This is a genomic window from Vibrio sp. SNU_ST1 (assembly GCF_030563405.1).
Classification (GTDB): domain Bacteria; phylum Pseudomonadota; class Gammaproteobacteria; order Enterobacterales; family Vibrionaceae; genus Vibrio.
The window spans coordinates 2,470,242-2,495,705 of record NZ_CP130748.1 but is presented as its reverse complement, the minus strand read 5'-3'; the positions used below and the strand labels follow the sequence as shown (position 1 = coordinate 2,495,705).

The window sequence follows — 25,464 nt, the reverse complement described above, 5'->3', positions numbered from 1 at the left end:
AGTTAAACGTGGATTTAACTAACATGGGTATTGCAGCAAAAGACGCTGCTTTCCACCTAGCGACCGCATCAACGGCGCAAAAAAACAAGGCATTGGCGATCATCGCTGATGAGTTAGAAGCAAACGCAGCAACGATTTTAGAAGCGAACGCGAAAGATATCGAACTGGGTCGTGAAGCGGGTCTGACCGACGCACTGCTTGATCGTCTATTGCTGAACGAAGAGCGTCTAACGGGTATCGCTAACGATGTACGTAACGTGATTAGCCTGAATGATCCAGTCGGCAGCGAGATTGACAGCAAGGTACTGGAAAACGGTATGTCACTGTCTCGTCGTCGTGTGCCACTTGGTGTAGTTGGTGTTATCTATGAAGCGCGTCCGAACGTAACCATCGATATTGCAGCACTGTGTTTGAAAACAGGTAACGCAAGCATCCTACGTGGTGGTAAAGAGACCTTCTTCTCGAACATGGAGCTGGTTAAAGTAATCCAGTCTGCATTAGAGAAAGCGGAACTTCCTGCGGCTTCTGTTCAGTACATCGAGAAACCTGATCGTGAACTAGTTTCTCAACTGCTTAAACTGGACGACTACGTGGATATGATCATTCCTCGTGGTGGCGCTGGCCTGCACAAGATGTGTAAAGAGAACAGTACTATTCCAGTTATCATCGGTGGTTTCGGTATCAGCCACATCTTTGTTGATGAAAGTGCAGACCTTGAAAAATCAGTCGATGTTGTCGAAAACTCTAAAGTTCAACGCCCGTCTGCATGTAACTCGCTAGATACATTATTAGTGCATGAAGCGGTTGCTGAGGCTTTCCTTGCTAAGCTAACACAGCGTTTAGCAGGCAAAGTAACCTTGGTTGCTGACGCTAGTGCAAAATCATTGCTTACTGGTTTTGAAGACCAACGTGATGCAGTTGAAGGTGACTTTGACACTGAGTGGCTAAGCTACACGCTAGGCGTAAAAGTAGTTGCGGATGTGGCAGAAGCGATTGACCACATGCGCGTACACAACGCGAGTCACTCAGATGCGATTATGACTAACAGTCTAGAGAGCTCAGAGCGCTTTATTAATTCAGTCGGCTCAGCTGCAGTCTATGTGAATGCATCAACACGTTTTACTGATGGCGCACAGTTTGGTTTAGGCGCTGAAGTCGCAGTATCTACCCAGAAACTACACGCTCGTGGTCCAATGGGCTTAGAAGAACTGACAAGTTACAAATGGGTGGGCAAAGCGAACTATTTGGTTCGTGGTTAACGCTGGTCGTTAATTTTACTCCTCAGCTCATTTTTGAAATGGCGATCGAGTAGCAATAATCAATGAATTACCACACAAAAGGGCCTTAATTGGCCCTTTTTCTTTCCTAACGTTTGGCAATTCCGTTACACTGATATTCAATTATTTGGAGGTGATATGCATTGTCCTTTTTGTTCAGAGAACGACACTAAAGTAATCGATTCAAGACTGGTAGCCGATGGCCATCAGGTTCGTCGTCGCCGTCAATGCCTTGCATGTAGTGAACGTTTTACGACTTTCGAATCGGCAGAACTTGTGATGCCTAAAGTCATAAAGTCGAATGGAAACCGCGAACCATTTAATGAAGATAAAATGGTCGGTGGTGTACAGCGCGCCCTAGAAAAACGCCCAGTGAGTGCTGATGCGATTGAACTTGCGATCAGCACGATTAAGTCACAACTCCGTGCAACTGGTGAGCGTGAAGTACCCAGCGAGATGATTGGTAACCTTGTTATGGGCCAATTGAAAGAATTGGATAAAGTGGCGTACATCCGTTTTGCCTCTGTTTACCGCAGCTTTGAAGACATCCGAGAGTTTGGCGAAGAAATCGCTAAATTAGAGGATTAACGCCTCAGTCATGTCAAACTTTACTCCCCTAGATTTTCAAATGATGTCGCGTGCTATTCAGTTAGCAAAGCGCGGCATTTACACCACTGCCCCCAATCCTAATGTTGGCTGTGTCATCGTACAAAGTGACGGTCAGATCGTTGGTGAAGGTTTTCATGCCAAAGCTGGTGAACCTCATGCTGAAGTGCACGCTATGCGAATGGCGGGCGACAAGGCAAAAGGTGCAACCGCTTATGTCACCCTAGAACCTTGCTCGCACTATGGTCGAACGCCACCTTGTGCGGAAGGTTTGATTAAGGCTCAAGTTTCAAAAGTGATTTGTGCCATGCAGGACCCAAACCCTAAAGTCGCAGGCCGCGGTATCAAGATGCTACGCGACGCGGGTATTGAGGTTGAAATCGGCTTGTTAGAGCAAGATGCTCTCGATTTAAATCCTGCATTTATTAAGCGTATGCAAACGGGCATGCCATTTGTTCAGTTAAAAATGGCCGCTAGCCTTGATGGCCAAACGGCATTGGAAAATGGTCAAAGCCAGTGGATCACGTCGCCAGAAGCGCGTCGTGATGTTCAGAACTACCGAGCAAAATCAGGCGCTGTGTTGTCAACTAGCCAGACGGTGATTGAAGACAACGCGTCGTTGAATGTTCGTTGGGCAGAATTGCCAAGCAGTATCAAAGCTCATTACGCTGAAGACGAGCTACGCCAGCCGATTCGAGTGATTCTTGATCGTCAAAATCAACTGCGTCCTGAGCTAAAATTATATCAGTCGCCAACATCAGTGTTGAGAGTCGCAGAGGCATCTGCAGATATTGAGGTCGGCACCACTGAGACAGGTCTGCTCGATTTACACGACCTGATGCGTCAATTACCTGCGAATCATATCGACCATATTTGGGTCGAAGCGGGCGCTACATTAGCAAAAAGCTTGATTGAAGCGCAGTTGGTGGATGAGCTAATCCTCTATTTAGCACCTAAACTTATGGGCAGTGACGGACGAGGTTTGATGGGCGCATTAGGGCTCACTTCAATGTCTGACGTTATTGACCTAGAAATTAAAGATGTTCGACAGGTTGGTGTGGATATTCGAATTGTCGCGAAACCAATAATCGTGAAACCAATCTCGAAATAGTCACTCCAACTGCATACGTGTCGTTGACAATAAAAAGAGTTTTAAAATGTTTACAGGAATTGTAGAAGCCGTAGGTACATTGAGTGCAATCACTCCCCGCGGAGAAGACATCACCGTAACGGTTAACGTGGGCAAGCTTGATATGGCTGACGTTCAGTTAGGCGACAGTATCGCAACCAATGGTGTGTGTTTGACGGTGGTTGAGTTCAACGACCACAGCTACAGTGCAGACTTGTCGCTTGAGACCCTGAAAAAAACGGGTTTTGTGGATTACCAAGCAGGCGACAAAGTTAATCTGGAGAAAGCAATGCTGCCAACCACGCGCTTCGGTGGACACATCGTGTCCGGTCACGTTGATGGCGTGGGTGAAATCGTCGAACGTAACCAAGTAGGGCGTGCGATTGAGTTTTGGGTAGAAATGCCCGCGGAAATCTCAAAGTACGTGGCTCAAAAAGGTTCAATAACGGTCGATGGTATCAGCCTTACGGTGAACGATTTACGCAAGAATGCCTTTAAGCTGACTATCGTTCCTCATACCTCTTCTGAAACCACCATCGACCAATTCAATGTCGGTCGTAAAGTGAATCTAGAAGTCGATGTATTAGCGCGTTACATGGAGCGTCTACTGCAAGGTCAGCAACAAGAGTCTGAGCCTGAATCTCGATTAACGATGGAATTCTTACAGCAGAATGGTTTTGCCTAACAGTTTGTACAAAGCTCACTAAATAAGACTTTGTAAAAACTCAGCAATATCATCAGGTTTAAATAGTGTCGGTTCTAGGAAGCAGAACCATTTCAAAGGATATAGAACAATGCCAATTAGTACTCCTCAAGAAATTATTGAAGACATTCGCCTAGGAAAAATGGTTATCCTGATGGATGATGAAGATCGCGAGAATGAAGGCGATCTGATCATGGCAGCAGAACATGTTACGCCAGAAGCAATTAACTTCATGGCGATGTATGGCCGTGGCTTAATTTGTCTAACATTGACGAAAGAGCGTTCAAATCGCATGGGTCTAGCGCCTATGGTTCAAGACAACAATGCACAGTACACCACTAACTTTACGGTTTCGATTGAAGCTGCAGAAGGTGTGACGACGGGTATTTCTGCGTCAGACCGTGCTGTGACGGTTCAAGCGGCAGTGGCGAAAGACGCAAAAGCGGCTGATCTTGTTCAACCTGGCCATATTTTCCCATTGACGGCTCAAGAAGGTGGTGTGTTAACTCGCGCGGGTCACACAGAAGCAGGTTGTGATTTAGCTCGTTTAGCAGGCTGTGAGCCAGCATCTGTTATCGTTGAGATCTTAAATGACGATGGCACCATGGCTCGTCGCCCTGATCTTGAAGTCTTCGCTGAAAAACACGATATCAAACTAGGCACCATTGCTGACTTGATTGAATACCGCAACAACACAGAAACAACGATTGAACGTGTTGCGCAGTGCCATTTGCCAACAGAGTTTGGTGACTTTGAGCTTGTGACTTACCGTGACACGATTGATAACCAGATCCACTATGCGATGCAAAAAGGTGATCTGTCTGAAGGTGCTCCTTTAGTGCGAGTTCACCTACATGATACGTTTACCGATCTGCTTCATTCCGACCGCGGTACTGAGCGCAGCTGGTCGCTAGATAAAGCGATGAAGCGCATTGGCGACGAAGGCGGTGTGTTGGTTATTCTAGGTAACGAAGAGTCGTCTGATTCTTTGATCCACAAAGTGAAGACGTTCGAAGCTCAAGATAAAAATGAGCAACCGAAAATGGCTAAGAAGCAAGGTACCTCTCGCCGTGTTGGTGTAGGCTCTCAGATTCTTCAAGACCTAGGCGTGCACGATATGCGTTTGCTGTCTTCAAGCACTAAGCGTTACCACGCATTGGGCGGTTTTGGTCTTAACGTTGTTGAATACGTTTGCGAATAAAACTGTTATTAACAAAACATATTGTTAATAAGCCATAGATGAGTAAACAGACGTTTCTCAGTTTATAGTGACAGAATTAATAGCGACATAATTGACTGATGATTTCAGTGGCTCTTTTGGTGATTAATTTTGCAAAAAGAGCCAAGTAGCGAAGCCCGATTCAAAACGTGTTAAATACACGAGCTTGACTACTTGTTGCTCCGATATGATTGGGAGTAGCGCTGCGTTATCATCTTTACATCTCCGGTGTCTGTTCTTCTAAATTAGCATTAGATATTGCTCACAGTTTTGTGCTAGAATCCGGCGATTCTCACTTGATGAAAATAGTTAAAGGAAGGCTTATGAAAGTGATCGAGGGTGGCTTCCCAGCGCCAAATGCAAAAATTGCTATCGTTATTGCTCGTTTCAACAGTTTTATTAACGAAAGTTTACTTTCTGGTGCAATCGATACTTTAAAGCGTCATGGACAAGTAAGCGAAGACAACATCACTGTTGTTCGTTGCCCTGGTGCAGTAGAACTTCCACTTGTAGCGCAGCGCGTTGCAAAAACGGGTAAGTTCGATGCGATTGTATCTCTTGGTACAGTAATCCGTGGCGGTACACCTCACTTTGACTATGTTTGTAGTGAATGTAATAAAGGTTTGGCACAAGTGTCTCTGGAATTTTCTCTTCCAGTAGCGTTTGGTGTTCTTACTGTTGATACGATCGATCAAGCTATTGAACGCGCAGGAACCAAGGCTGGTAATAAGGGTGCAGAAGCAGCACTTAGCGCACTTGAGATGATCAACGTTCTTTCTGAAATCGATTCCTAATGGGGGCCAGTGTGAAACCAGCCGCACGTCGTAACGCACGTCAATTTGCTCTACAAGCAATTTATTCTTGGCAAATTACTAAAGAAAATATTGCTACCGTTGAAGAACAGTTCTTATCTGGTGGTAAGTATGATGAAGAAGAGCATCATGCCGCAGAACCTGCTCTAGCTATGCCAGAAACAGACGTTGCATACTTCCGCGACCTACTAACTGGTGTTGCTCTTAGCCACATGGAACTTGATAGCAAGCTTCGTCCATTCGTATCTCGCCCTATGCAAGATCTGGATTTGATGGAACTAGCGCTTCTACGTTTAGCTATGTACGAGATGACTCGTCGCGAAGATGTACCATACAAAGTGGTTATCAACGAAGCTATCGAGCTTGCAAAAGTATTTGCAGCAGAAGACAGCCATAAGTTTGTTAACGGTGTGCTTGATAAAGCTGCACCGCACGTTCGTAAGAAATAAGACGTTCGTATATTGAATCTAAAGGTCAGCTTTCATGCTGGCCTTTTTTGTAACTAAATTTCTGTAATATCAATAATACCAATCGTAGTAAATAACTGGTCACCCTAGCTTGCTAAAACGCTCGATAACTGCGTTAGAATTTTTGATTGTAGAATAACTACTTATCGAAAAATTCTGCCTTGTTCTCAAGCCTTTTCCCTACGCTAATTTTGATCACTTACTTACTGTGATTGGTATAATTACAGTGATTTGTATGAAGACTAAAGATAGGGCATGTGATGTCTGGCGAATTTAACCTGATTGAAAAATATTTTGTAAATCGACAACCACAACGTAAAGACGTTCTTCTAGCTGCTGGCGATGACTGTGCTTTGGTCAAAGCGCCGGGCAATGTTGAGATAGCGATTAGCACGGATACCTTAGTCGCGGGTACGCACTTTTTAGCAGAGGCGAATCCGGCATGGGTGGCACACAAGGCGTTGGCTTCAAATATTAGCGACCTTGCGGCAATGGGTGCGACGCCAGCTTGGGTTTCATTTGCCTTAACCATGCCTGAAGTCGATGAAGCGTGGCTTGCTCCCTTCTGTGATTCTTTTTTCAAACTTGCAGACTACTTTGGTATTCAACTTATTGGTGGTGACACGACCAAGGGGCCGCTGAGTTTAACGCTTACTGTGCAGGGCTTTGTACCGGAAGGTCGAGCACTACGCAGAGATGGCGCGAAAGTGGGTGACTGGATTTACGTAACGGGCAACTTAGGCGACAGCAAAGCGGGTCTAGAGGTGATATTAGCCCCTGAACAGAACAAAGCTAAGCCTTATGCACTTGAGCTAGAAGAGAGGCACTACATTAGCTCTCCACGAGTATTGGTGGGTCAAGCTCTCGTGAACCTAGCTTCATCGGCTATTGATATCTCTGATGGCGTTATTGCCGATTTAAAACATATCCTTAAGCGTTCTCAGGTCGGTGCAAGCATTGATGTGAGTGCGTTGCCAATTTCTCCAGAACTACGCCAGTTCACATCTGATATTGCTTCGGCTCAACAGTATGCGTTGACCAGTGGTGAAGAGTATGAACTCTGCTTTACTGTACCTGAAGAGAATAAAGGTTCATTGGAAAGTGCTTTGTCGCACACTGGCACAAAAGTCACCTGCATTGGCCAGATAAGACCTGTAGAATATTTTGAATTACACAATAATGGTGAACCACTAAGCTGGAACTTAACTGGTTACGATCACTTTAAGGTTAATTGATGACAAATCCACTTTATCTTATTTCTCTTAAAAACCCTTGGCACTTACTGGCAACGGGTTTTGGTAGTGGCTTATCGCCGATAATTCCTGGCACCATGGGCACGCTTGCGTCGATCCCATTTTATCTATTGCTGGTTCAGTTACCTTTCCCTGCTTATGTCGCAGTAGTGGTTGTTAGTTGTATTATTGGTATCAAGATCTGCCAGGTGACATCTGATGATATGGGTGTACACGACCATGGCTCTATTGTGTGGGATGAGTTTGCGGGCTTTTGGATCACCATGGGCCTAGTGCCTTTATTGAATATCCCTACGGATGACTGGAAATGGTTATTCACTGGTTTTGTCCTATTTCGCTTTTTCGATATGGTGAAGCCTTGGCCTATTGGCTGGCTAGACAAACGAGTACACGGCGGCTTAGGTATCATGATTGATGATATTGTGGCAGGTATTATGGCGGCTGTTGCTTTGTACGCAGTGGCACATTTCGCGGGCTGGTTAGTTTAAGTTAGCTGAAGGATTAAGATTTAGTTGCAAGCACATTAAGCTAAGTTTCGGATACTAAAAAGGTTGACCCTAGGGCCAACCTTTTTTGTTTGCGGAGCTTACGGGCTTACGTGTTAAGGTTATTTAGCAAGATAGTCAGAGATCGACTTCTCAATACCTTTCGCGTCTAAGCCAAGCTCTTCATGAAGCTCACCCTGTGTTCCTTGAGCAATAAACTTGTCTGGTAGACCAAGGTTCAATACTGGCATCAGTAGTTTCTCTTGCATCAAGAATTCAATCACACCTGCGCCCGCGCCACCTGCAATCGCGTTTTCTTCGATTGTTACAAGTACATCGTGGTCGGCGGAAAGTTGTTTGATCAGAGCTTCATCGAGTGGCTTTACAAAGCGCATATCAGCCACTGTCGCATCGATAGCGTCTGCGGTTTGAAGTGCACTCTCAAGGAAAGTACCGAAACTTAGGATAGCGACTTTTGATCCATCTTTTGCTTTTTTGCTTTCGCGAATGATACGACCTTTACCAATCTCAAGTGCAGTAAATTCACTTTGAATCTCGGTACCCATGCCATTACCACGAGGATAACGAACGGCACTTGGACCTGTGTGCTGGTGGCCAGTGTAAAGCATTTGGCGACATTCGTTTTCGTCGCTTGGTGCCATGATCACCATGTTTGGAATACAACGCATAAAGCTTAAGTCGAACGCACCTTGGTGTGTTTGACCATCGGCACCGACAAGACCTGCACGGTCAATAGCGAACATGACTGGCAAGTCCATGATTGCTACATCGTGGATCAGTTGATCGTAGCCACGTTGTAGGAAAGTCGAGTAGATAGCCACAATCGGTTTATCACCCGCAATCGCCATACCCGTTGCTAGCGTCACAGCATGCTGCTCAGCAATCGCTACATCGAAGTATTGCTCTGGGTACTCTTTCGAGAAACGTACCATGCCAGAACCTTCACGCATTGCTGGCGTAATTGCCATCAGCTTAGGATCTTGCGCAGCCATATCACACAGGAAGTCGCCAAAAATCTTAGAGAAAGTTGGTTTAGAGCTGGTGCTTTTAGGCAGACTTGAGTGTGCTGGATCGAATTTCGGTACGCCGTGGTAACCGATTGGATCTTTCTCTGCTGGTTCGTAGCCTTTGCCCTTCTTCGTCATGATATGCAGGAACTGAGGACCTTTTAGGTCTCTCATGTTCTTAAGCGTTTTAATCAGCTCATTCACATCGTGACCGTCAACCGGACCAATGTAGTTAAAGCCTAACTCTTCAAACATAGTGCCAGGGACAACCATGCCTTTTAGATGTTCTTCTGTACGACGAACGAGCTCTTTAATCGGCGGTACGCCTGATAGCACTTTCTTGCCGCCCTCACGAATTGACGTGTAAAGACTGCCAGAAAGAACTTGAGCTAGATGATTGTTCAGAGCACCGACGTTTTCAGAGATCGACATCTCGTTATCGTTCAGGATAACCAGCATGTCATTGTGAATATCACCCGCGTGGTTCATCGCTTCGAAGGCCATACCTGCGGTAATCGCGCCATCACCAATCACACTCACGACTTTACGGTTCTTACCTTCTTTCTTCGCACTGATCGCCATACCAAGTCCGGCGCTGATCGATGTTGAAGAGTGACCAACAGAAAGCGTGTCGTATTCGCTCTCTTGACGCCATGGGAATGGGTGCAGTCCATCTTTTTGACGGATAGTCGACAAGCGGTCGCGGCGACCCGTTAGAATTTTGTGCGGGTATGCTTGGTGGCCAACATCCCAAATCAACTGGTCAAAAGGCGTGTTGTACACGTAGTGCAGAGCAACGGTTAGCTCTACCGTACCTAAGCCCGACGCTAGGTGGCCACTTGACTGGCTCACTGAGTTTAGAAGGTAGGTGCGTAATTCATCACAAAGCTGTGTAAGCGTCTCTTTTGGAAGGAGACGCAAATCCTCTGGCTTATCAGCCAAAGCAAGAGTTGGGTACTTGGATATATCAAGAGTCATAGGTAATGCGCGCTTATTGTCTTAGTTCTTGCGCTCGATGACGTATCGGGCGAACTCTTCGAGTAACTGGGTATTGTATGGGATTGCAGCCAAAGCTTGAAGCGCTTCCTGTAGCAGAGTTTGCGCTTTTTCTTGAGCGCCCTCTAAACCTAACAAAGAAGGGTAGGTGCTTTTGTTCAATTCTTGGTCAGAGCCCTGTGGTTTACCCAAAGTTTCGGTATCGCTAATGATATCTAAAATATCATCCTGAACTTGGAATGCTAATCCAATGGCATCGGCGTACTTGTCTAATTGAGGCATCACTTCAAACGCTTTTTCGCCAGCAGCCAGAGCACCTAAACGAATTGCACTCTTCATTAGAGCACCAGTCTTGTTACGGTGAACTTCTTCTAACTCTTCTAGCGTGACAGAGCGGTTTTCAGCTTCAATATCAAGAGCTTGTCCAATACACATACCTTGTGCACCAGAGGCCTCTGCTAGACGTTGAATCATTCGAACGCGATTGCTTTCCCCGTCAGCACTTAATGTGCCTTCCGCAAGTATAGTAAACGCGAGAGTTTGTAGTGCATCGCCCGTCAAAATTGCCGTTGCTTCATCGTATTTGATGTGACAAGTCTGATGGCCACGACGCAATTCGTCGTCGTCCATTGCTGGGAGGTCGTCGTGAATCAGAGAATAGGCATGAATACATTCAATTGCAGAGGCTGGAGTGTCGAGTTCTTTAACGGTGCAGCCGAGCATTTCCCCTGTAATATATACAAGAAATGGACGTGCGCGTTTGCCGCCTAAAAGTAACCCATAACGCATCGCGTTAATGAGATTCTGATTTTGGTGTGGCAGGCGATCAAGCCAAAGGTTAAGTTGCTCGTTATTACGTGCTTGATAAGACAATAACGTCTCGATCATAGGGGATCTCATACAATTTGTTATTCAGGTTGTGGGTTAAAGTCACTCAGTTCTGCATTTTCATCATTTTGCAGCAGGATGCTAACACGCTGTTCAGCGTCGTTTAGTTTACTTTGACCAGCACGAGCGAGGGAGATGCCTCGTTCGAACTTTTTCAGCGCATCATCTAAAGCTAGATCACCATTTTCTAGTTGATCAACCAAGCCGTCAAGCTCTTCGATAGCCGCTTCAAAGCTCATATTTTCAGGTTTCTTAGTAGCCATAATAAATCTGCGTTTGGAAAGATGAACGAACGTTACCCTAGGCCGCTGAGATGGTCAAATGTAACCAAGAATTTTTGCTAGAAAGTTCGTTTTTAAGGCGCTTGAATTTACTTTGATTGAATAACCGTGGCTTTATCGAGTTTATACGCTTTGGATAAGTCCAAAGTAAGCCAATAGTTGTGATTCAAAAACGAAAAGTGTGATACTTAGACGAAGAATTAACTAAAAGATCTTATAGTCTTGCCGATAAGAATATTATCGTCGACGTAGAACTGTAAAAAAGCATGAGGAGTGCTCAGTGGATTTAGCAACCCTAATAGGTTTGATTGGTGGATTTGCCTTCGTAATTATGGCAATGATCCTAGGTGGAAGCCTCGGGATGTTCTATGACACGACATCCGTTTTGATCGTGATTGGTGGTTCAACGTTTGTTGTTCTAATGAAATTCACCATGGGACAGTTCTTTGGTGCGGCAAAAATTGCCGGTAAAGCATTTATGTTTAAAGCCGATGAGCCAGAAGATCTTATTGCTAAAGTCGTAGAGATGGCGGATGCCGCGCGTAAAGGCGGTTTCTTAGCACTTGAAGAGATGGAAATCAGCAACAGTTTCATGCAAAAGGGCATCGACCTATTGGTTGATGGTCATGATGGTGATGTAGTGCGTGCAGCACTGCAAAAAGACATCGCGTTAACCACAGAACGTCACGAACAGGGCGCTAAAGTATTTACAGCTTTTGGTGATGTTGCACCGGCAATGGGTATGATTGGTACCTTGGTTGGTTTGGTTGCCATGCTTTCGAACATGGATGATCCAAAAGCGATCGGGCCGGCGATGGCGGTTGCACTTTTAACCACTCTATATGGTGCAATTCTTTCGAACATGGTGTTCTTCCCTATCGCGGACAAGCTTGCGCTACGTCGTGACCAAGAGACACTGAATCGTCGTTTGGTGATGGATGGCGTACTCGCGATTCAAGATGGTCAAAACCCACGAGTTATTGACGGTTACCTGAAGAGTTACCTTAATGAAGGTAAACGTACGATTGATGGTGAAATCGCTTAAGGGGAATAAAAATGGATGAAGAAAATCCATGTAAATGTCCCCCTCCGGGTTTACCACAATGGATGGGAACATTTGCTGACTTGATGTCATTGTTGATGTGTTTTTTTGTACTGCTGCTCTCATTCTCTGAGATGGACGTACTGAAATTTAAACAGATCGCAGGCTCAATGAAATTCGCGTTTGGTGTACAAAACCGCTTGGAAGTGAAAGACATTCCTAAAGGTACCAGCATTATTGCGCAGGAGTTTCGTCCTGGTCGCCCAGAACCAACGCCTATTGATGTAATCATGCAGCAAACCATTGATATTACGCAGCAAACCCTAGAGTTTCATGAAGGGGAATCTGAGCGTGCTGGCGGTACGATGCGTGATCAGGGCAAGATGACGGGTGGTAAATCAGCAGAGGTTTCTGCGCACAACAACCAAAACTCAGAATCAGATCAGCAGCAACAGCAAGCTCAAGAACAGTCTCAAGAGATGGAAACCTTGATGGAAAGCATCAAGAAGGCGTTGGAGCGAGAGATCGACCAAGGCGCGATTGAGGTGGAAAACCTTGGCCAGCAAATTGTGATTCGAATTCGTGAAAAAGGCGCCTTCCCATCAGGTTCCGCTTTCCTACAGCCTAAGTTCCGACCATTGGTGAGACAGGTTGCTGAGCTTGTTAAAGATGTGCCCGGTATTGTTCGAATCTCTGGGCATACTGATAATCAACGTCTTGATTCAGAGCTTTATCGCTCGAATTGGGATTTGTCATCTCAGCGAGCAGTATCTGTTGCTCAAGAGATGGAGAAGGTGCGTGGGTTCTCTCATCAACGCTTGAGAGTACGTGGCATGGCCGACACTGAACCAGTAGAACCGAATGATACTGAATGGCAACGCAGCCTAAACCGCCGCGTAGAGATCAGCATCATGCAGGGTGAGCCGTTATACAGTGAAGAGGTCCCTGTTATTAGTCAGTAGCCTGTAGGTGCGCGCCTGTTAATATGTAAATGGCGCCCAAAGCTCAACTTTATACACTTTAACTAGAAAGAGTGTTAGAGGTTGGGCTTTTTCTTTACTTGTGTGCATAGCTTCCTAAGGCTGTACTTATGTCGCTTCGAAATCTGCTACTTTTAATAACAGGCAGCTTAATGATGAGGTTAAAGCACGCACTCTTTTCCTTGTTTGATTTTCTCATGTATAATTCGCGCCCTTAGATTTAGATATGATCCATTCCTGCTTCAAGTGCCTAGTAAATTCTCTAATTTATTGGCAATGAGCGTTTTCAAAATTTTGAACATTAATGTTGTGAAAGTACTATGAAATTTATTGTTAAGCCCCATCCGGAAATTTTTGTAAAAAGTGAATCGGTGCGTAAGCGCTTCACAAGGATTCTAGAGTGCAACATTCGTAACGTTATTCAGCGTAGCTGTGAAAGTGTTGCGGTATTCAACCGTCGCGATCATATCGAAGTGACGTCTGAGAGTGATCAATACTACACAGAAGTGTTAGAGGCTCTGACTCACACTCCTGGTATTCACCATTCTCTTGAAGTACAACAGTCTGAATTCAAAGACTTGCACGATATTTACGAGCAAGTACTAGAGCGCAGCCGTGCTGATATTGAAGGTAAGACTTTCTCAGTACGTGCTAAGCGTCGTGGTAAGCATGACTTTACCTCTATCGAGCTAGAGCGTTATGTAGGTGGTGGCCTAAATCAAGCGGTTGAGTCGGCGAAGGTAAGGCTTAAGAACCCTGACGTTACTGTTAAGGTTGAAGTGGCAAACGACAAGCTAAACCAAGTCTTGGCTCGTCATAAAGGCCTTGGTGGTTTCCCTCTAGGTACTCAAGAAGATCTACTGAGCTTGATCTCTGGCGGCTTCGACTCTGGTGTTTCAAGCTACCTGCACATCAAACGTGGTTCTAAGGTTCACTACTGTTTCTTCAATCTTGGTGGTCCTGCACATGAGATTGGCGTTAAGCAAGTGGCTCACTACCTATGGAATAAGTACGGCTCATCTGCAAAGGTGAAGTTCATCTCTATCGATTTTGAACCTGTAGTTGCAGAGATCCTTGAGAACGTTGAAGATGGCCAAATGGGCGTTGTTCTTAAGCGTATGTTCATGCGTGCTGGTGGTATGGTAGCAGAGCGTTTCGGTATCGAAGCACTAGTAACGGGTGAAGCTCTTGGTCAGGTTTCTAGCCAAACGCTAACTAACCTGCGTCATATCGACAACGTGACGGACACTTTGATCCTTCGTCCACTAATCAACTGGGACAAAGAAGATATCATCGACCTGTCTCGTAAGATTGGTACTGAAGACTTCGCTAAAGTAATGCCTGAGTATTGTGGTGTTATCTCTAAGAAGCCAACCGTGAAAGCGAAGAAAGGCAAACTAGAAGCGGAAGAAGCTAAGTTTAACTTCGAAGTGCTAGAGCAAGTGATTGAGAATGCTCGTATTATGGATATCCGTGATATCGAGAAAGAGAGCCAAGAACAGGCACCAGAAGTGGAGCAAGTTCAAGCGGTTGCTGAGAACGCTATCGTTCTTGATATCCGTAGCCCAGACGAAGAAGACGAAAGCCCACTAGAGATCGACGGTGTTGAAATTAAACACATCCCGTTCTTCAAGCTTTCGACTCAGTTTGGTGACCTAGACCAAGCGAAAGAGTACTTGTTGTACTGTGACCGTGGCGTCATGAGTCGTCTGCAAGCGCTTTACTTGCAAGAGCAAGGCTTCCACAATGTTAAGGTTTACCGCCCATAGTGGTGTGTTGACCAACCGTTAATAATTTTGCAAAGCCGCTTACTGAAAAGTAAGCGGCTTTTTTATTTTCTATTCTGAAGGATTAACAGTAGTCAGACAGAGGCGTGAGTTTGGGCGTGCTATCGTCATGCTTAGCTTTAAAATTTTTGATTGATAGAACTGGTGAGCTCTAAGCGGGTTTATATGTAACTGAAGAGGTGTGAGTATACTTGAAGTATTCTGTTACTTTTTAGTGCAACTCAATGGTTCTATTTGTATGTGTTCAGTTGTTTATTTGAGTGCGTGTCTAATTCTGTGATTAACGATGACAAATAATAAAGATTAATTAGCACAGCTATTGATAAACTTATTGTTACTTTTCTTTGGACATAAAAAAACACCGCCCATAAGGCGGTGTAAACAAATTTGACAGACAGGTCAAAATAAATACAGGAAGTACATGCCTCGTTTCAGTATAGAACTGCAACAAAACATTTGGTAGAACTCTACCTAACTCGAAAAGAACGAGTTTGCAAACACAACATCGCAGGAGCTAAGCCAATTGATTCTAGAGAGAATCAAGCCGTTCAGGCTAGCTGCTGCGGGATGAAATATAGAATTTCTCTGGCCGCTAGGCAATGGACAAATTATAATGTTTCAGATAAAAAAAACTAATGCTTATTTAGAGAGTAACTATGTCTCGTCGATTACCCCCATTAAACTCCTTGAGAGTGTTTGAAGCAGCGGCTCGACACTTGAGTTTTACGCGTGCCGCAGAAGAGTTGTTTGTTACTCAAGCCGCGGTCAGTCATCAGATCAAAGCGCTTGAAGAATTCTTATCTTTGAAGCTGTTTCGTCGAAGAAACCGCTCTTTGTTGCTGACGGAAGAAGGTCAAAGCTACTTCTTGGATATCAAAGATATTTTCACATCACTGGCAGAAGCGACGGACAAAGTGCTTGAGCGAAGTGAGAAGGGCGCATTGACCATCAGTTTGCCGCCGAGTTTTGCTATTCAATGGTTGGTACCAAGGCTCGCTGACTTTAATCAGCAAGAACCGGATATTGATGTAAGAATCAAAGCCGTTGATATGGATGAAGGCTCGCTGACTGATGACGTAGACGTAGCCATTTACTATGGGCGAGGGAATTGGCCGGGCCTTAGAGCCGATAAGCTTTATCAAGAATACCTGATCCCGCTTTGTTCACCTTCCGTGTTGCTCGGAACGAAGTCATTAGAGTCGCTAAGTGATTTAGCATGTCATACGTTACTGCATGATACTTCTCGAAAGGATTGGAAACAGTTCGCTAAGCAAAATGGCATCGACGGGGTTAACGTTAATCACGGTCCTATCTTCAGTCACTCAACCATGGTGTTGCAGGCGGCCGCTCACGGGCAAGGTATTGCTTTAGGTAATAATGTGTTGGCGCAACCTGAGATCGAAGCGGGTCGTTTGATTGCACCTTTTGATGAAGTGTTGGTCAGTAAGAACGCCTTCTACGTAGTGTGTCATGAGAAACAAGCTGACATGGGGCGTATTGCTACTTTCCGTGATTGGATGTTGGCGAAAGCGCAAAGTGAACAAGAGGACTTACTTGATGAATAACCTCATTATTGATGGTGAAGACAACCCTATAACCTTTATCTTTGCACATGGTGCTGGCGCAGGTATGGAGCATGAGTTCATGCAGTCGGTAGCAAAAGGGTTGGCGTTTAAAGGGATACGAGTGATTCGTTTTAATTTCCCTTACATGATCAAACGTGCTGAAGATGGTAAGCGTCGTCCACCTGATCGAGCCCCTAAGCTGCTTGAAGCTTACCAAGAGATTATCGGACAGGTAGATGCCGATAAGCTTGTCATTGGCGGTAAGTCGATGGGAGGGCGTATGGCGAGCCATTTGTCTGAAGTTGATAAGGTGGCAGCGATGGTCTGTTTAGGCTTTCCTTTCCACCCCCCTGGTAAGCCCGAGAAGTTCAAGGGTGAGCACTTAGCTGAGTTAGCAAAGCCGTGTCTTATTCTACAAGGTGAGCGCGATACCTTTGGTAAGCGTGAAGAGTTTGCTGATTTCGATTTGTCGGATTCAATTCGTGTTGAGTTTATTCCCGATGGCGATCACAGCTTTAAACCTCGTAAGAGCTCTGGCTACACAGAGCAGCAAAATATTGCCTTAACCGTTGAGAAGCTGTCAGCGTTTATCAAAGAGGTACTCAATGATAAGTAAGTATTTACTCACCTTTGCAGGTATCTCTGGCGCGATTGCTGTGATGCTTGGTGCCTTCGCGGCTCACGGGTTGAAAGCTATTTTACCTGAGTATCTGCTAGGCGTGTTTGAGACGGGTGTTCAGTATCAGTTTATCCATACTTTGGCGATATTGGCGTGTGGCGCTCTGCTGCAGATGAAACTTGGCGCTAAATCACAAAAATATTTTTTCATTGCGGCAATTTGCTTTATCATCGGCATCCTTTGTTTTAGTGGCAGCCTTTATGGCTTGGCACTGACAGGAATAAAATGGTTTGGCCCTATCACTCCGTTTGGTGGTCTACTATTTATCATTGGTTGGGGAGTCTTCTCCTTCGCTGCTTTGAATATAAAAGAGGTAACTCAGTGAAACACGTACTACTTTATTGTCGCTCTGGTTTTGAAAAAGAATGTGCTGGCGAAATTCAAGACAAGGCAACACAACTGGAAGTGTTTGGTTTTCCTCGCTTAAAGAACAATACAGGCTTTGTATTGTTTGAATGTTATCAAGCAGGCGAAGCCGATAAACTGGTTAAAGAGATCGACTTCCAATCGCTTATCTTTGCTCGTCAAATGATCGCGGTAGCGGTTGAAATCAAAGACCTGCCAACTGATGATCGTATTTCTCCAATTCTTGAGTCGCTTGCTGAGAAAGAAGGTTTTCCACGTTGTGGTGATATCCGCATTGAAACGCCAGACACCAATGAAGCGAAAGAGCTTTTGAAGTTCTGCCGTAAGTTTACTGTGCCAATGCGTCAAGCTATGCGCGGTAAAGGGCTGATGACAGCGAAAGACAATGTTAAGAAGCCTGTGCTTCATTTATGTTTTATCGCTCCGGGTCACTGTTTCGTTGGTTACTCTTACCCAACCAATAACTCACAGTTCTTCATGGGCATTCCTCGTTTGAAATTCCCATCAGATGCGCCAAGCCGTTCTACATTGAAGCTAGAAGAAGCATTCCACGTATTCATCCCGCGTGATGAGTGGGACGAGCGTCTGGCTCCGGGTATGTGGGGCGTAGATTTAGGTGCGTGTCCTGGTGGTTGGACTTACCAATTGGTTAAGCGTTCTATGTTTGTTCACTGTGTCGATAACGGCATGATGGCGGATAGCCTAATGGAAACGGGTCAAATTAAGCACCACATGGTGGATGGCTTTAAATTCGAACCTGACCGTAAGAACGTGACTTGGATTATTTGTGACATGGTTGAGAAGCCAGCTCGTGTTGCTCACTTAATGGGTGAGTGGATCATCAAAGGCTGGGCGAAAGAAGCACTGTTCAACCTTAAACTGCCAATGAAAGGCCGTTACGATGAAGTTCTGCAGGATATAGAAAACCTAAAACAGTTCCTGATTGATAACAAAGTGAAGTTCAAGATGCAGGCGAAGCACCTTTACCACGATCGAGAAGAGATCACTGTTCATATTCAGTCGCTTTCGAATATCTCACCGTACTAATATTTACGTTAGTGTGTCAGTGATAAAGAAATGCTCCTTTAAGGGGCATTTTTTATATCTGAAGTTTGTTTATGAGCTTGATTATCGCTTCGTACGGATAATATAGAAAGGTTGGTCTATTTGCGTTTCTTAGTCATATTTAACTTGGTTGATAGTCGTCGAATTGTCGACTATTAGTGTCGATATGAGACAAAAAAGCCGTAAGCTATCGATACTTACGGCTACCTAGTTCAGCGATGAAACGAAGAAGGGTTTATTTAAAATTCAGCAGTAAATTACAGCAAGAACATCCTAATCAAATTGTATTTTATTATAAGTAAGTAAATGTAAGTAAAGAATGTAAATGATAACCATTGCTATTAACATTATTATTAGTGTCGTGTACCATTCGTGCACTTTTACTTAAATCTATAAAATATAAGTCGCATTATGAAACTTAAAGCACTATCAGTAGCCGTTACGGTTGCCTTGACCTCATTTACAGCATTTGCTGCCGAAGAACCTGAAACCGTAGTTGTTATCGGTTCTGCCCTTGACCAATTGATTCAGACTGAAATCAACTCTGACACACTTGAAAAGAAGCAAGCATCAGACATCAAAGATGTTTTGAATACTATGCCTAGCGTTACGGTTGACGGGAACGCACGTTACTCTCGTAAAGTATTTGTACGTGGTATGGAAGACAAATTTGCCGTAGTGACTATTGATGGTGCGCGACAAGAAGGTCAGCTTTTCCACCACTCTGGTGACCAAGCGATTGATCCTGCAATGCTAAAAAGAGCTGAAATTGAATTAGGTGGTAACTCTGCTCTGTCGGGTTCTGGCGCTATCAATGGTTCATTTAGTTACGAAACGAAAGACCCAAGCGATCTTCTTAAGCCGGGGGAAAGCGTTGGTGCTCGAGTAAAAACAAGCTATCAAACAGCTTATGAGCGTTTTGCAACCAACGTTGCTGTGTATGCAAAAGTAAATGACAAATTGCAATTCATGGGTATTGCGAACTATTCAGAAGATGGTGATCTGCACATTCCTGATCAAGAAGCGGTAACCTCTAAGCAGGGTGAGCTTAAGTCGGGTTTGGCTAAGGTTATTTTCATCCCGAATGATGAGAATGAATTTAAACTGACTTTTAACCGATACAGTGATGGTGGTACGCGTCAGCTTTCTGGTGAGAAGGCAGGTGCACTGTATGCTGATGATAAACATAACTATCACTCGCTTAATCGCGATACTGTGACGCTGCAGCACGAATATGATGCGGGTAGTGATCTGGTTCACCTGAAAAGCAACGTTTACTACAACCGTCAGTACATGAATCGTGATGCATTGACCGAAAAGTATGGTGAATGGAATAAAGTTAAAGGGAAATGGAAATTTACTGAAGATGGCGATTTGTCTATCCCAGATCGCGAATACAATGTGACAACCATTGGTGGTGACATCCGTAACGTTTCTTGGGTTGGTGACCATGAGCTTACTTATGGTCTTGATGGCTACAAAGCCAAGCAATGGATTGATGCTGGTCAAGGTGTATACCTAAACGGCACTAAGCAAAGTGAAACTAAGCAGTACGGCATGGATGGCGGAACAATTACCGCTTACGGTCTGTATCTGCAAGATATGTACGAATTTAGCGACTTCCGTCTGACTACAGGCCTTCGTTACGACGTTCATAAACTTGGTGGCGTGTATAAGGGCGAGTTTGACCAACTATCTCCAAAGTTCAAAGGTGAATACCAAACAACGGAAAATCTAAAACTTCGTGTGGGTTACGGTCGTCTGTTTAAAGGCGCGTCACTGCCAGAAACGCTAACGATGAAAGCACCAAGCAAAGTTAAGCAGTCTGATACGAAGGCGATGACGGGTAATAACTATGAAGCGGGCTTTGATTACGAGTTAACACGTTTGCTTGCGGCTGATTACGCGATTCTAGGTTTCACGGCTTATACCTATGACCTTGATAACCAAATGCACCCAACTAAGAACAACGCAACATTATCTAATAAGTATGATGTTGAAGTTTGGGGTGTAGAGACTGTATTGAGCTATCAGTTAGATGCATTAAGTGTTTACGCTAACCACTCTTACTCAGATGGTGAGCAAAAAAGCCTGAAAACCGGCAAGACAAGCCACATGAATAAAACCGGTATTCATAACTTTAAGGCCGGTTTTAACTACAGCCTAAACAATGAATTTGTGTTTGGTTGGGATTCACGCTTTGTTCCGGGGAACGATTACGAGAACGAAAAAGGCAAAGAGATCAAACGCTCAGGCTTCGCAACGCACAACATTTGGGCGGCTTACACACCGACGTTTGCTAAAGACCTAGAGATGAACCTTGGTATCGATAACCTGCTTGATAAGAAGTACGCTGAGCATACTGGTTTTGGTATCTCTTGGGGTTCAGAAAAGTACACCAGCTATGAAGCGGGTCGTAACTTTAAAGCTTCTATCGCTTATAGCTTCTAATCTGCTCTTAGCTGAAAGTTACTCTAGAAATAGAGAGTTATCAGTATAAGTGCAATGTTGCGTCTTAAAATGAAACAACAAAAAAGCCTTAGTTCAGACTAAGGCTTTTCTGATTTCTAATGATTGAGTTTCTAACTTTTTTATTTGTAAATGATTGATTTGTAACTGTTAGCTTCTAGTGACGAAATTGGTAACGTCGGATTAAGACACAGCTTCATAGCGGATATCTTGCAGATTAAATCCAAGATCAATGTCGGTTTTGAGCGCTGATACTCGCTTACATACACGTGCCGATTCAATGTGTTCATCGAACTTCTTACGATATTTTTTCGGTAGGTCTTCAGCTAGGAATGCTGTTTCGATATCAGGGTATGTCGTTAATATCTCTTTGGCTGCTTTTGGCCCTATACCTGGAATTCCGGGGACTTGGCTTGAGCTGACGCCCGTTAATCCCCAGTAATCAGCCAGTTGCTCTGGCTTTACGCCAAATTCCGCTTCGATAAAGGGCTTATCTAACCAACGGTGTTGGAAATAATCACGGATTTGTAGCGTTGGAGACAACAGTTGGCAATAGCCCTTATCTGTCGAAATGATAGTGACGGTTTCTCCGTGGTCAGCGACTTTCTTTGCCAATGTTGCAACTAGATCATCCGCTTCATCGCCGTCAGAGAGCAGTGAATCAATCCCTAATTCCCACCAAGCTTGTTGAATCGCATCGAGACCTTTCATCAATGGTTCTGGCATCGGCTTACGGTTTTGCTTATAAGCGGGGAGGACTTCCGCGCGCCAACCTCGATCTTGTAAATGATGATCAAATACCGCAATGATATGAGTGGGCTTTGATTCGTTTAGGATGCGATTAAGAGTACGAGCAGTCGTGGTGATGGTTCTTGCAATATCGGTTGGGTCCGGCTGAACAGAGTGCACGCGTCGGATGAGGTTCAAGGCATCGATAATAACAAGATGGATAGACATAAGTTTCCACTAAATAGGCAATAAATAAGGGGCTGCTAGCCCCTTATAGTAACGTATCACTTGGTGAGTTGAAACTTTGGTGACGTAAACGTCATGACTTGTTTAACTTTATGCTTGTGGCTTGTTATCAGTTACTTGCCGTTATTCGCTGCTAGGCATGATTTTATAGCAAGGAACATAGTCAGTGCCGCCCGGCAGTTTCATTCGATGTTGTTCAACAAAGTCATTCAGCAGCTGGTCCATTTTTGTCATCAGCTCTTTGTCGCCATCAATCAGGAAGGGGCCATGCTTCTCTATCTCCAAAATACCTTCAGCTTTGACGTTACCAGCCACAATCCCAGAGAACGCTTTACGTAGATTCGCCGCAAGGCTTTCTGTTTTCTGATCCATATGCAGATCAAGCGCCGCCATAGATTCATGTGTAGGGTCGAAGGGCAGTTGGAACTCAGGTTCAATATGCAGTGACCAGTTGTAGCTGTAGGCATCCCCAGTTTCTTTACGGTGAGAGCGTACATCTGGCATTGCCTGCTTCATGATTTTCGCAGCGCGTGCTGGGTCATCAATTACGATCTCATAGTGTTTTTGCGCATCAGGCCCTAAGGTTTCGCCGATGAACTTATCGATAGAACGGAAGTAAGCTTCACTCTCTTTTGAGCCCGTTAAAACTATCGGCATTGGTTGGTCGACGTTATTTGGGTGCATCATGATCCCTAAGATATACAGCAGCTCTTCAGCCGTACCTGGACCACCGGGGAAAATAATGATGCCATGCGCCATACGAACGAATGCCTCAAGACGCTTCTCGATATCTGGCATGATCACCAGTTCGTTCACTATCGGGTTTGGTGGCTCAGCAGCAATGATTGATGGTTCAGTTAGCCCTAAGTAACGGTGGTCTGTATAGCGCTGTTTAGCGTGACCAATTGCAGCCCCTTTCATTGGCCCTTCCATTGCCCCGGGTCCACAACCGGTACAGATATTCAGTTCACGTAGGCCAAGTTCATTACCCACTTCGCGAGTGTATTGGTATTCAGTGGCATTAATTGAATGACCCCCCCAACACACGATCAGGTTAGGTTCGATACCTGGCGTAAGTGCGCCAGCATTTCTCAAAATGCCAAATACAAGGTTGGTAATATGAGTGGCATTGGTCAGGTTGAGTCTTTGGTTGTCTGCAAGATGCATGTTGACGTAGACAATGTCACGCAACACTGAGAATAAGTGTTCTTGGATACCCTTGATGATTTCACCATCCACAAAGGCATGTTCTGGAGGGTTGCTCAGTTCGAGTTTGATCCCGCGCTCACGACGGACGACCTCAACATCAAACGATTGATATTTATCGAGCAGCTCTTTGGAGTTGTCGGTGTGGCTACCCGAGTTGAGTACCGCTAACGTACAGTTACGATAAAGCTGGTACAGATCACTAGATGCGGTTTTCTTAAGACGCTCAACTTCAAGTTGAGAGAGTAAATCCATGCTACCGGCAGGGCTGATATGAGTGATCATAGTGCCTCCTTGTTGAAAGGAACTAAGGGACGTTGGAAGTGGCCCTTTAGTTCGAGGTGAGAAGCTAACGTTGAAAGTGTTTGGTTAAAGGGGGTGAGAGTTAACCAGACGAAACGGTTACGACAGCGTTGCTCAGTGATTTAGATACGGCATTGCTTGCGAAGAATGCTTGTTAAGCGAATGTTAATCATTAGCTTAGCAAACATTGAGGGATATGGTATGTGATAAGTATTTGAAAAAATGAAATAAATTAAATCTAGGGCAGCCTTAGTCCCAAACCAGTTGGTTGTTACCGCGCTGTTTGGCTTTGTTTAGTGTTTTATTGAGTCGTTCTAATACTTCTTCAGGTGTGTCTGACTCTTTAAACTGAGTACTTGCCGCGCACAAGGTAATTGTGATTTGTTGGTCACGGAATTTGAAAGGTAAGCGGCTGACTTGATTCTGGATGCTTTGAGTCACTTGATGGCAATATTCATCGCTTTGCTCGGGGAGTAGCAAGATGAACTCTTCACCAGAAAATCGAGCGACAGTATCGGTAGTACCAATTTCTTTGGTGATCGCTCTTGCGATGATCTTGAGTGCTTTGTCACCTGCGGTATAGCCAAAGCTATCATTAATTGCTTTGAAGTTATCGATATCTAACAGCACGACTCTTAGTGAGTGTTGTGCGCGAATCCAGCGACGATATTCTAACTCTAAACGATCCGTGAAGGCGGTACGGTTGTAGATCTTAGTCAGAGGGTCAAGCAGCATACGCTGAGCCTGATCTTCTAGGCGCTTACGATAATCTTGGGTGACTTCATAGAGCGAATCTAACTGGTTTTTTCCGTAGCTCATTCTTTCTATTAGAGCTTGTTCTTTCTGTTCTGCGTGATTCAGTCTTTCTGAAAGAGAGGCAATTTCACTGAGCAGCGGGTTTATCGAAAGTTTTAAGTTATCAATGTCCGTTGCTTTATCAACAGAGCTTTGGCTCTTAGTAACAAGTTCATTCAACTCTGAATTAAGACCTTGGCGATGTTCAAAATAGCTTTGGCTCTGGTCGGCGTTTTGATCTGCTGTTTTGATACTAGAAGCGAGCGAGGAATTGAGTTGTTCGATAAATTGTTCAGACTGCTTACGCTCTAGGCTCGTGCCATCAATCACCAGTTTGAGGATCTGAAGTGCTAGCTCAAGTAGGTTTTGTGTTGAAACACCAAGTAGTAACTTCGCTCGAATATCGGTCAGTAGATCTCCCGATTCACCCTCGAAGTCGAGTTCAGTGATCAGATGCTGTAATTCGTTTGATAGTTCGGAAAGGAGCTCTTGTTCAGTTGATTGAGCTATGTCGGCAAAATGAGTGCGTGAGTTGTTTGCCATAATCTTAATGGCACGTTCATAAATGCTGAGAAGTTTCATGGCATGGTCGACTTTTTGACTGCCATGACACTCGGAGAAGCTAAGTAAGTTTCTTAGATCGCGCTTTAGCTGTGCCGGAAGGCCTGTTATACGCTGCAGCGTTTCCCCACTGTGCTTAATACTATCATCCAGATATCCGTTCTGTTTATCCATAGCCAACGTTTTTTGCTTGAGCATCCTTTCTAATACTGCCAACTTGGGGATCATTGAGCTAATGTCTTTTTTCTTTTCGAGCTCTTCCCTAAGGGCTGTGAGATTTTCATCTAAATGAGTGTTGCTGCCAACACATGCATCACTTAAAGATGTAACGATACGCTTTAGAACTTTCTGTTCTCGAATAAATTTGAACGAGGTATCTCTTTGCGTCAAGCGGACTTGCTCCAACTGAGATTTCAGCTGGTGGAGTTGCGCCTGAATGTCTTTTTCAAGAATGCCCATAGATGTATTAATTAGCGCCGCGTAGACCGTACTCGATCGTTTAGATGAAATTCCGTGACCTTGATAAT

At 44.6% G+C, this 25,464-nt stretch carries 23 protein-coding genes; 17 read left to right on the top strand and 6 right to left on the bottom strand.

The window, feature by feature from the left end:
- The first annotated feature begins 8 nt into the window (after positions 1 to 8).
- The 9 genes from Q5H80_RS10890 to pgpA all read left to right on the top strand — a co-directional run bounded on the left by Q5H80_RS10890 (position 9) and on the right by pgpA (position 7,954).
- A complete protein-coding gene (locus Q5H80_RS10890; RefSeq protein WP_135444172.1) occupies positions 9 to 1,259 on the top strand; it encodes a glutamate-5-semialdehyde dehydrogenase in 1,251 nt (416 codons plus the stop codon).
- A gap of 156 nt (positions 1,260 to 1,415) precedes the next feature.
- Positions 1,416 to 1,865, top strand: coding sequence for a transcriptional regulator NrdR (gene nrdR / locus Q5H80_RS10885; RefSeq protein WP_004734394.1), 450 nt, complete (start codon positions 1,416 to 1,418; stop codon positions 1,863 to 1,865).
- Between the two features lie 40 nt (positions 1,866 to 1,905).
- Positions 1,906 to 2,994, top strand: coding sequence for a bifunctional diaminohydroxyphosphoribosylaminopyrimidine deaminase/5-amino-6-(5-phosphoribosylamino)uracil reductase RibD (gene ribD, locus Q5H80_RS10880; protein ID WP_304564754.1), 1,089 nt, complete (start codon positions 1,906 to 1,908; stop codon positions 2,992 to 2,994).
- Between the two features lie 46 nt (positions 2,995 to 3,040).
- Positions 3,041 to 3,697 carry a riboflavin synthase gene (locus Q5H80_RS10875; RefSeq protein ID WP_048658105.1) on the top strand — a complete coding sequence of 219 codons (657 nt, stop codon included), beginning with the start codon at positions 3,041 to 3,043 and terminating at the stop codon, positions 3,695 to 3,697.
- Positions 3,698 to 3,806: 109 nt separating this feature from the next.
- Positions 3,807 to 4,916: a bifunctional 3,4-dihydroxy-2-butanone-4-phosphate synthase/GTP cyclohydrolase II gene (gene ribBA / locus Q5H80_RS10870; protein WP_304564753.1), complete on the top strand. Its 1,110-nt coding sequence runs from the start codon at positions 3,807 to 3,809 to the stop codon at positions 4,914 to 4,916.
- A 341-nt stretch (positions 4,917 to 5,257) separates the two neighbouring features.
- Entirely contained in the window at positions 5,258 to 5,728 is a 471-nt protein-coding gene (ribE, locus tag Q5H80_RS10865) for a 6,7-dimethyl-8-ribityllumazine synthase (RefSeq protein ID WP_004734398.1), read from the top strand.
- Positions 5,728 to 6,195, top strand: a complete 468-nt coding sequence (gene nusB / locus Q5H80_RS10860) for a transcription antitermination factor NusB (RefSeq protein ID WP_004734399.1) — start codon at positions 5,728 to 5,730, stop codon at positions 6,193 to 6,195. Before ribE ends, nusB begins: the two co-directional genes overlap by 1 nt.
- Before the next feature lie 278 nt (positions 6,196 to 6,473).
- Positions 6,474 to 7,448: a thiamine-phosphate kinase gene (thiL, locus tag Q5H80_RS10855; protein WP_304564752.1), complete on the top strand. Its 975-nt coding sequence runs from the start codon at positions 6,474 to 6,476 to the stop codon at positions 7,446 to 7,448.
- The gene (pgpA, locus tag Q5H80_RS10850; protein ID WP_304564751.1) at positions 7,448 to 7,954 is read left to right on the top strand and encodes a phosphatidylglycerophosphatase A; all 507 of its coding nucleotides are present in this window, start codon (positions 7,448 to 7,450) and stop codon (positions 7,952 to 7,954) included. The genes thiL and pgpA overlap by 1 nt, the downstream gene beginning before the upstream one ends.
- Before the next feature lie 119 nt (positions 7,955 to 8,073).
- Here the strand turns inward: pgpA and dxs are convergent, their stop codons facing one another.
- From dxs to xseB, 3 genes are read right to left on the bottom strand one after another with little or no spacing between them, the layout of a single operon-like run.
- Positions 8,074 to 9,957 (bottom strand): 1-deoxy-D-xylulose-5-phosphate synthase, encoded by a 1,884-nt coding sequence (dxs, locus tag Q5H80_RS10845; RefSeq protein ID WP_304564750.1) that lies wholly within the window; start codon positions 9,955 to 9,957, stop codon positions 8,074 to 8,076.
- 21 nt (positions 9,958 to 9,978) lie between these two features.
- Entirely contained in the window at positions 9,979 to 10,863 is an 885-nt protein-coding gene (ispA, locus tag Q5H80_RS10840) for a (2E,6E)-farnesyl diphosphate synthase (protein WP_304564749.1), read from the bottom strand.
- 20 nt (positions 10,864 to 10,883) lie between these two features.
- Positions 10,884 to 11,126: an exodeoxyribonuclease VII small subunit gene (gene xseB, locus Q5H80_RS10835; protein ID WP_004734405.1), complete on the bottom strand. Its 243-nt coding sequence runs from the start codon at positions 11,124 to 11,126 to the stop codon at positions 10,884 to 10,886.
- Between the two features lie 298 nt (positions 11,127 to 11,424).
- Here xseB and pomA point away from each other — a divergent pair, with 298 nt between their 5' ends.
- From pomA to Q5H80_RS10795, 8 genes are all read left to right on the top strand, one after another.
- Positions 11,425 to 12,189: a flagellar motor protein PomA gene (pomA, locus tag Q5H80_RS10830; protein ID WP_304564748.1), complete on the top strand. Its 765-nt coding sequence runs from the start codon at positions 11,425 to 11,427 to the stop codon at positions 12,187 to 12,189.
- An 11-nt stretch (positions 12,190 to 12,200) separates the two neighbouring features.
- Positions 12,201 to 13,148: a flagellar motor protein MotB gene (locus Q5H80_RS10825; RefSeq protein WP_304564747.1), complete on the top strand. Its 948-nt coding sequence runs from the start codon at positions 12,201 to 12,203 to the stop codon at positions 13,146 to 13,148.
- Positions 13,149 to 13,486: 338 nt separating this feature from the next.
- Entirely contained in the window at positions 13,487 to 14,935 is a 1,449-nt protein-coding gene (thiI, locus tag Q5H80_RS10820) for a tRNA uracil 4-sulfurtransferase ThiI (protein WP_304564746.1), read from the top strand.
- Positions 14,936 to 15,609: 674 nt separating this feature from the next.
- Positions 15,610 to 16,518, top strand: coding sequence for a transcriptional regulator GcvA (locus Q5H80_RS10815; RefSeq protein WP_304564745.1), 909 nt, complete (start codon positions 15,610 to 15,612; stop codon positions 16,516 to 16,518).
- Positions 16,511 to 17,134 carry an alpha/beta fold hydrolase gene (locus Q5H80_RS10810; protein ID WP_304564744.1) on the top strand — a complete coding sequence of 208 codons (624 nt, stop codon included), beginning with the start codon at positions 16,511 to 16,513 and terminating at the stop codon, positions 17,132 to 17,134. Before Q5H80_RS10815 ends, Q5H80_RS10810 begins: the two co-directional genes overlap by 8 nt.
- Positions 17,124 to 17,522, top strand: a complete 399-nt coding sequence (locus Q5H80_RS10805; protein ID WP_054542964.1) for a DUF423 domain-containing protein — start codon at positions 17,124 to 17,126, stop codon at positions 17,520 to 17,522. Before Q5H80_RS10810 ends, Q5H80_RS10805 begins: the two co-directional genes overlap by 11 nt.
- Entirely contained in the window at positions 17,519 to 18,610 is a 1,092-nt protein-coding gene (gene rlmM, locus Q5H80_RS10800; RefSeq protein ID WP_304564743.1) for a 23S rRNA (cytidine(2498)-2'-O)-methyltransferase RlmM, read from the top strand. Before Q5H80_RS10805 ends, rlmM begins: the two co-directional genes overlap by 4 nt.
- 429 nt (positions 18,611 to 19,039) lie before the next feature.
- Positions 19,040 to 21,079, top strand: coding sequence for a TonB-dependent receptor (locus tag Q5H80_RS10795; protein WP_304564742.1), 2,040 nt, complete (start codon positions 19,040 to 19,042; stop codon positions 21,077 to 21,079).
- A gap of 201 nt (positions 21,080 to 21,280) precedes the next feature.
- On the opposite strand, the gene xni is transcribed toward Q5H80_RS10795, so the two are convergent.
- The 3 genes from xni to Q5H80_RS10780 all read right to left on the bottom strand — a co-directional run bounded on the left by xni (position 21,281) and on the right by Q5H80_RS10780 (position 25,396).
- A complete protein-coding gene (gene xni / locus Q5H80_RS10790) occupies positions 21,281 to 22,054 on the bottom strand; it encodes a flap endonuclease Xni (RefSeq protein WP_304564741.1) in 774 nt (257 codons plus the stop codon).
- Between the two features lie 141 nt (positions 22,055 to 22,195).
- Positions 22,196 to 23,563, bottom strand: a complete 1,368-nt coding sequence (gene ppnN, locus Q5H80_RS10785) for a nucleotide 5'-monophosphate nucleosidase PpnN (RefSeq protein ID WP_009847457.1) — start codon at positions 23,561 to 23,563, stop codon at positions 22,196 to 22,198.
- Between the two features lie 267 nt (positions 23,564 to 23,830).
- Positions 23,831 to 25,396, bottom strand: a complete 1,566-nt coding sequence (locus Q5H80_RS10780) for a GGDEF domain-containing protein (protein ID WP_304564740.1) — start codon at positions 25,394 to 25,396, stop codon at positions 23,831 to 23,833.
- Positions 25,397 to 25,464: the final 68 nt, after the last annotated feature.

What these genes read in the sequence shown, in the direction of transcription:
- nrdR (WP_004734394.1), top strand. Translation starts at nt 1,416, where the DNA reads ATGCATTGTCCTTTTTGTTCAGAGAACGACACTAAAGTAATCGATTCA.
- ribD (WP_304564754.1), top strand. Translation starts at nt 1,906, where the DNA reads ATGATGTCGCGTGCTATTCAGTTAGCAAAGCGCGGCATTTACACCACT.
- Q5H80_RS10875 (WP_048658105.1), top strand. Translation starts at nt 3,041, where the DNA reads ATGTTTACAGGAATTGTAGAAGCCGTAGGTACATTGAGTGCAATCACT.
- ribBA (WP_304564753.1), top strand. Translation starts at nt 3,807, where the DNA reads ATGCCAATTAGTACTCCTCAAGAAATTATTGAAGACATTCGCCTAGGA.
- ribE (WP_004734398.1), top strand. Translation starts at nt 5,258, where the DNA reads ATGAAAGTGATCGAGGGTGGCTTCCCAGCGCCAAATGCAAAAATTGCT.
- nusB (WP_004734399.1), top strand. Translation starts at nt 5,728, where the DNA reads ATGGGGGCCAGTGTGAAACCAGCCGCACGTCGTAACGCACGTCAATTT.
- thiL (WP_304564752.1), top strand. Translation starts at nt 6,474, where the DNA reads ATGTCTGGCGAATTTAACCTGATTGAAAAATATTTTGTAAATCGACAA.
- pgpA (WP_304564751.1), top strand. Translation starts at nt 7,448, where the DNA reads ATGACAAATCCACTTTATCTTATTTCTCTTAAAAACCCTTGGCACTTA.
- dxs (WP_304564750.1), bottom strand. Translation starts at nt 9,957, where the DNA reads ATGACTCTTGATATATCCAAGTACCCAACTCTTGCTTTGGCTGATAAG.
- ispA (WP_304564749.1), bottom strand. Translation starts at nt 10,863, where the DNA reads ATGATCGAGACGTTATTGTCTTATCAAGCACGTAATAACGAGCAACTT.
- xseB (WP_004734405.1), bottom strand. Translation starts at nt 11,126, where the DNA reads ATGGCTACTAAGAAACCTGAAAATATGAGCTTTGAAGCGGCTATCGAA.
- Q5H80_RS10825 (WP_304564747.1), top strand. Translation starts at nt 12,201, where the DNA reads ATGGATGAAGAAAATCCATGTAAATGTCCCCCTCCGGGTTTACCACAA.
- thiI (WP_304564746.1), top strand. Translation starts at nt 13,487, where the DNA reads ATGAAATTTATTGTTAAGCCCCATCCGGAAATTTTTGTAAAAAGTGAA.
- Q5H80_RS10815 (WP_304564745.1), top strand. Translation starts at nt 15,610, where the DNA reads ATGTCTCGTCGATTACCCCCATTAAACTCCTTGAGAGTGTTTGAAGCA.
- Q5H80_RS10810 (WP_304564744.1), top strand. Translation starts at nt 16,511, where the DNA reads ATGAATAACCTCATTATTGATGGTGAAGACAACCCTATAACCTTTATC.
- Q5H80_RS10805 (WP_054542964.1), top strand. Translation starts at nt 17,124, where the DNA reads ATGATAAGTAAGTATTTACTCACCTTTGCAGGTATCTCTGGCGCGATT.
- Q5H80_RS10795 (WP_304564742.1), top strand. Translation starts at nt 19,040, where the DNA reads ATGAAACTTAAAGCACTATCAGTAGCCGTTACGGTTGCCTTGACCTCA.
- xni (WP_304564741.1), bottom strand. Translation starts at nt 22,054, where the DNA reads ATGTCTATCCATCTTGTTATTATCGATGCCTTGAACCTCATCCGACGC.
- ppnN (WP_009847457.1), bottom strand. Translation starts at nt 23,563, where the DNA reads ATGATCACTCATATCAGCCCTGCCGGTAGCATGGATTTACTCTCTCAA.
- Q5H80_RS10780 (WP_304564740.1), bottom strand. Translation starts at nt 25,396, where the DNA reads ATGGGCATTCTTGAAAAAGACATTCAGGCGCAACTCCACCAGCTGAAA.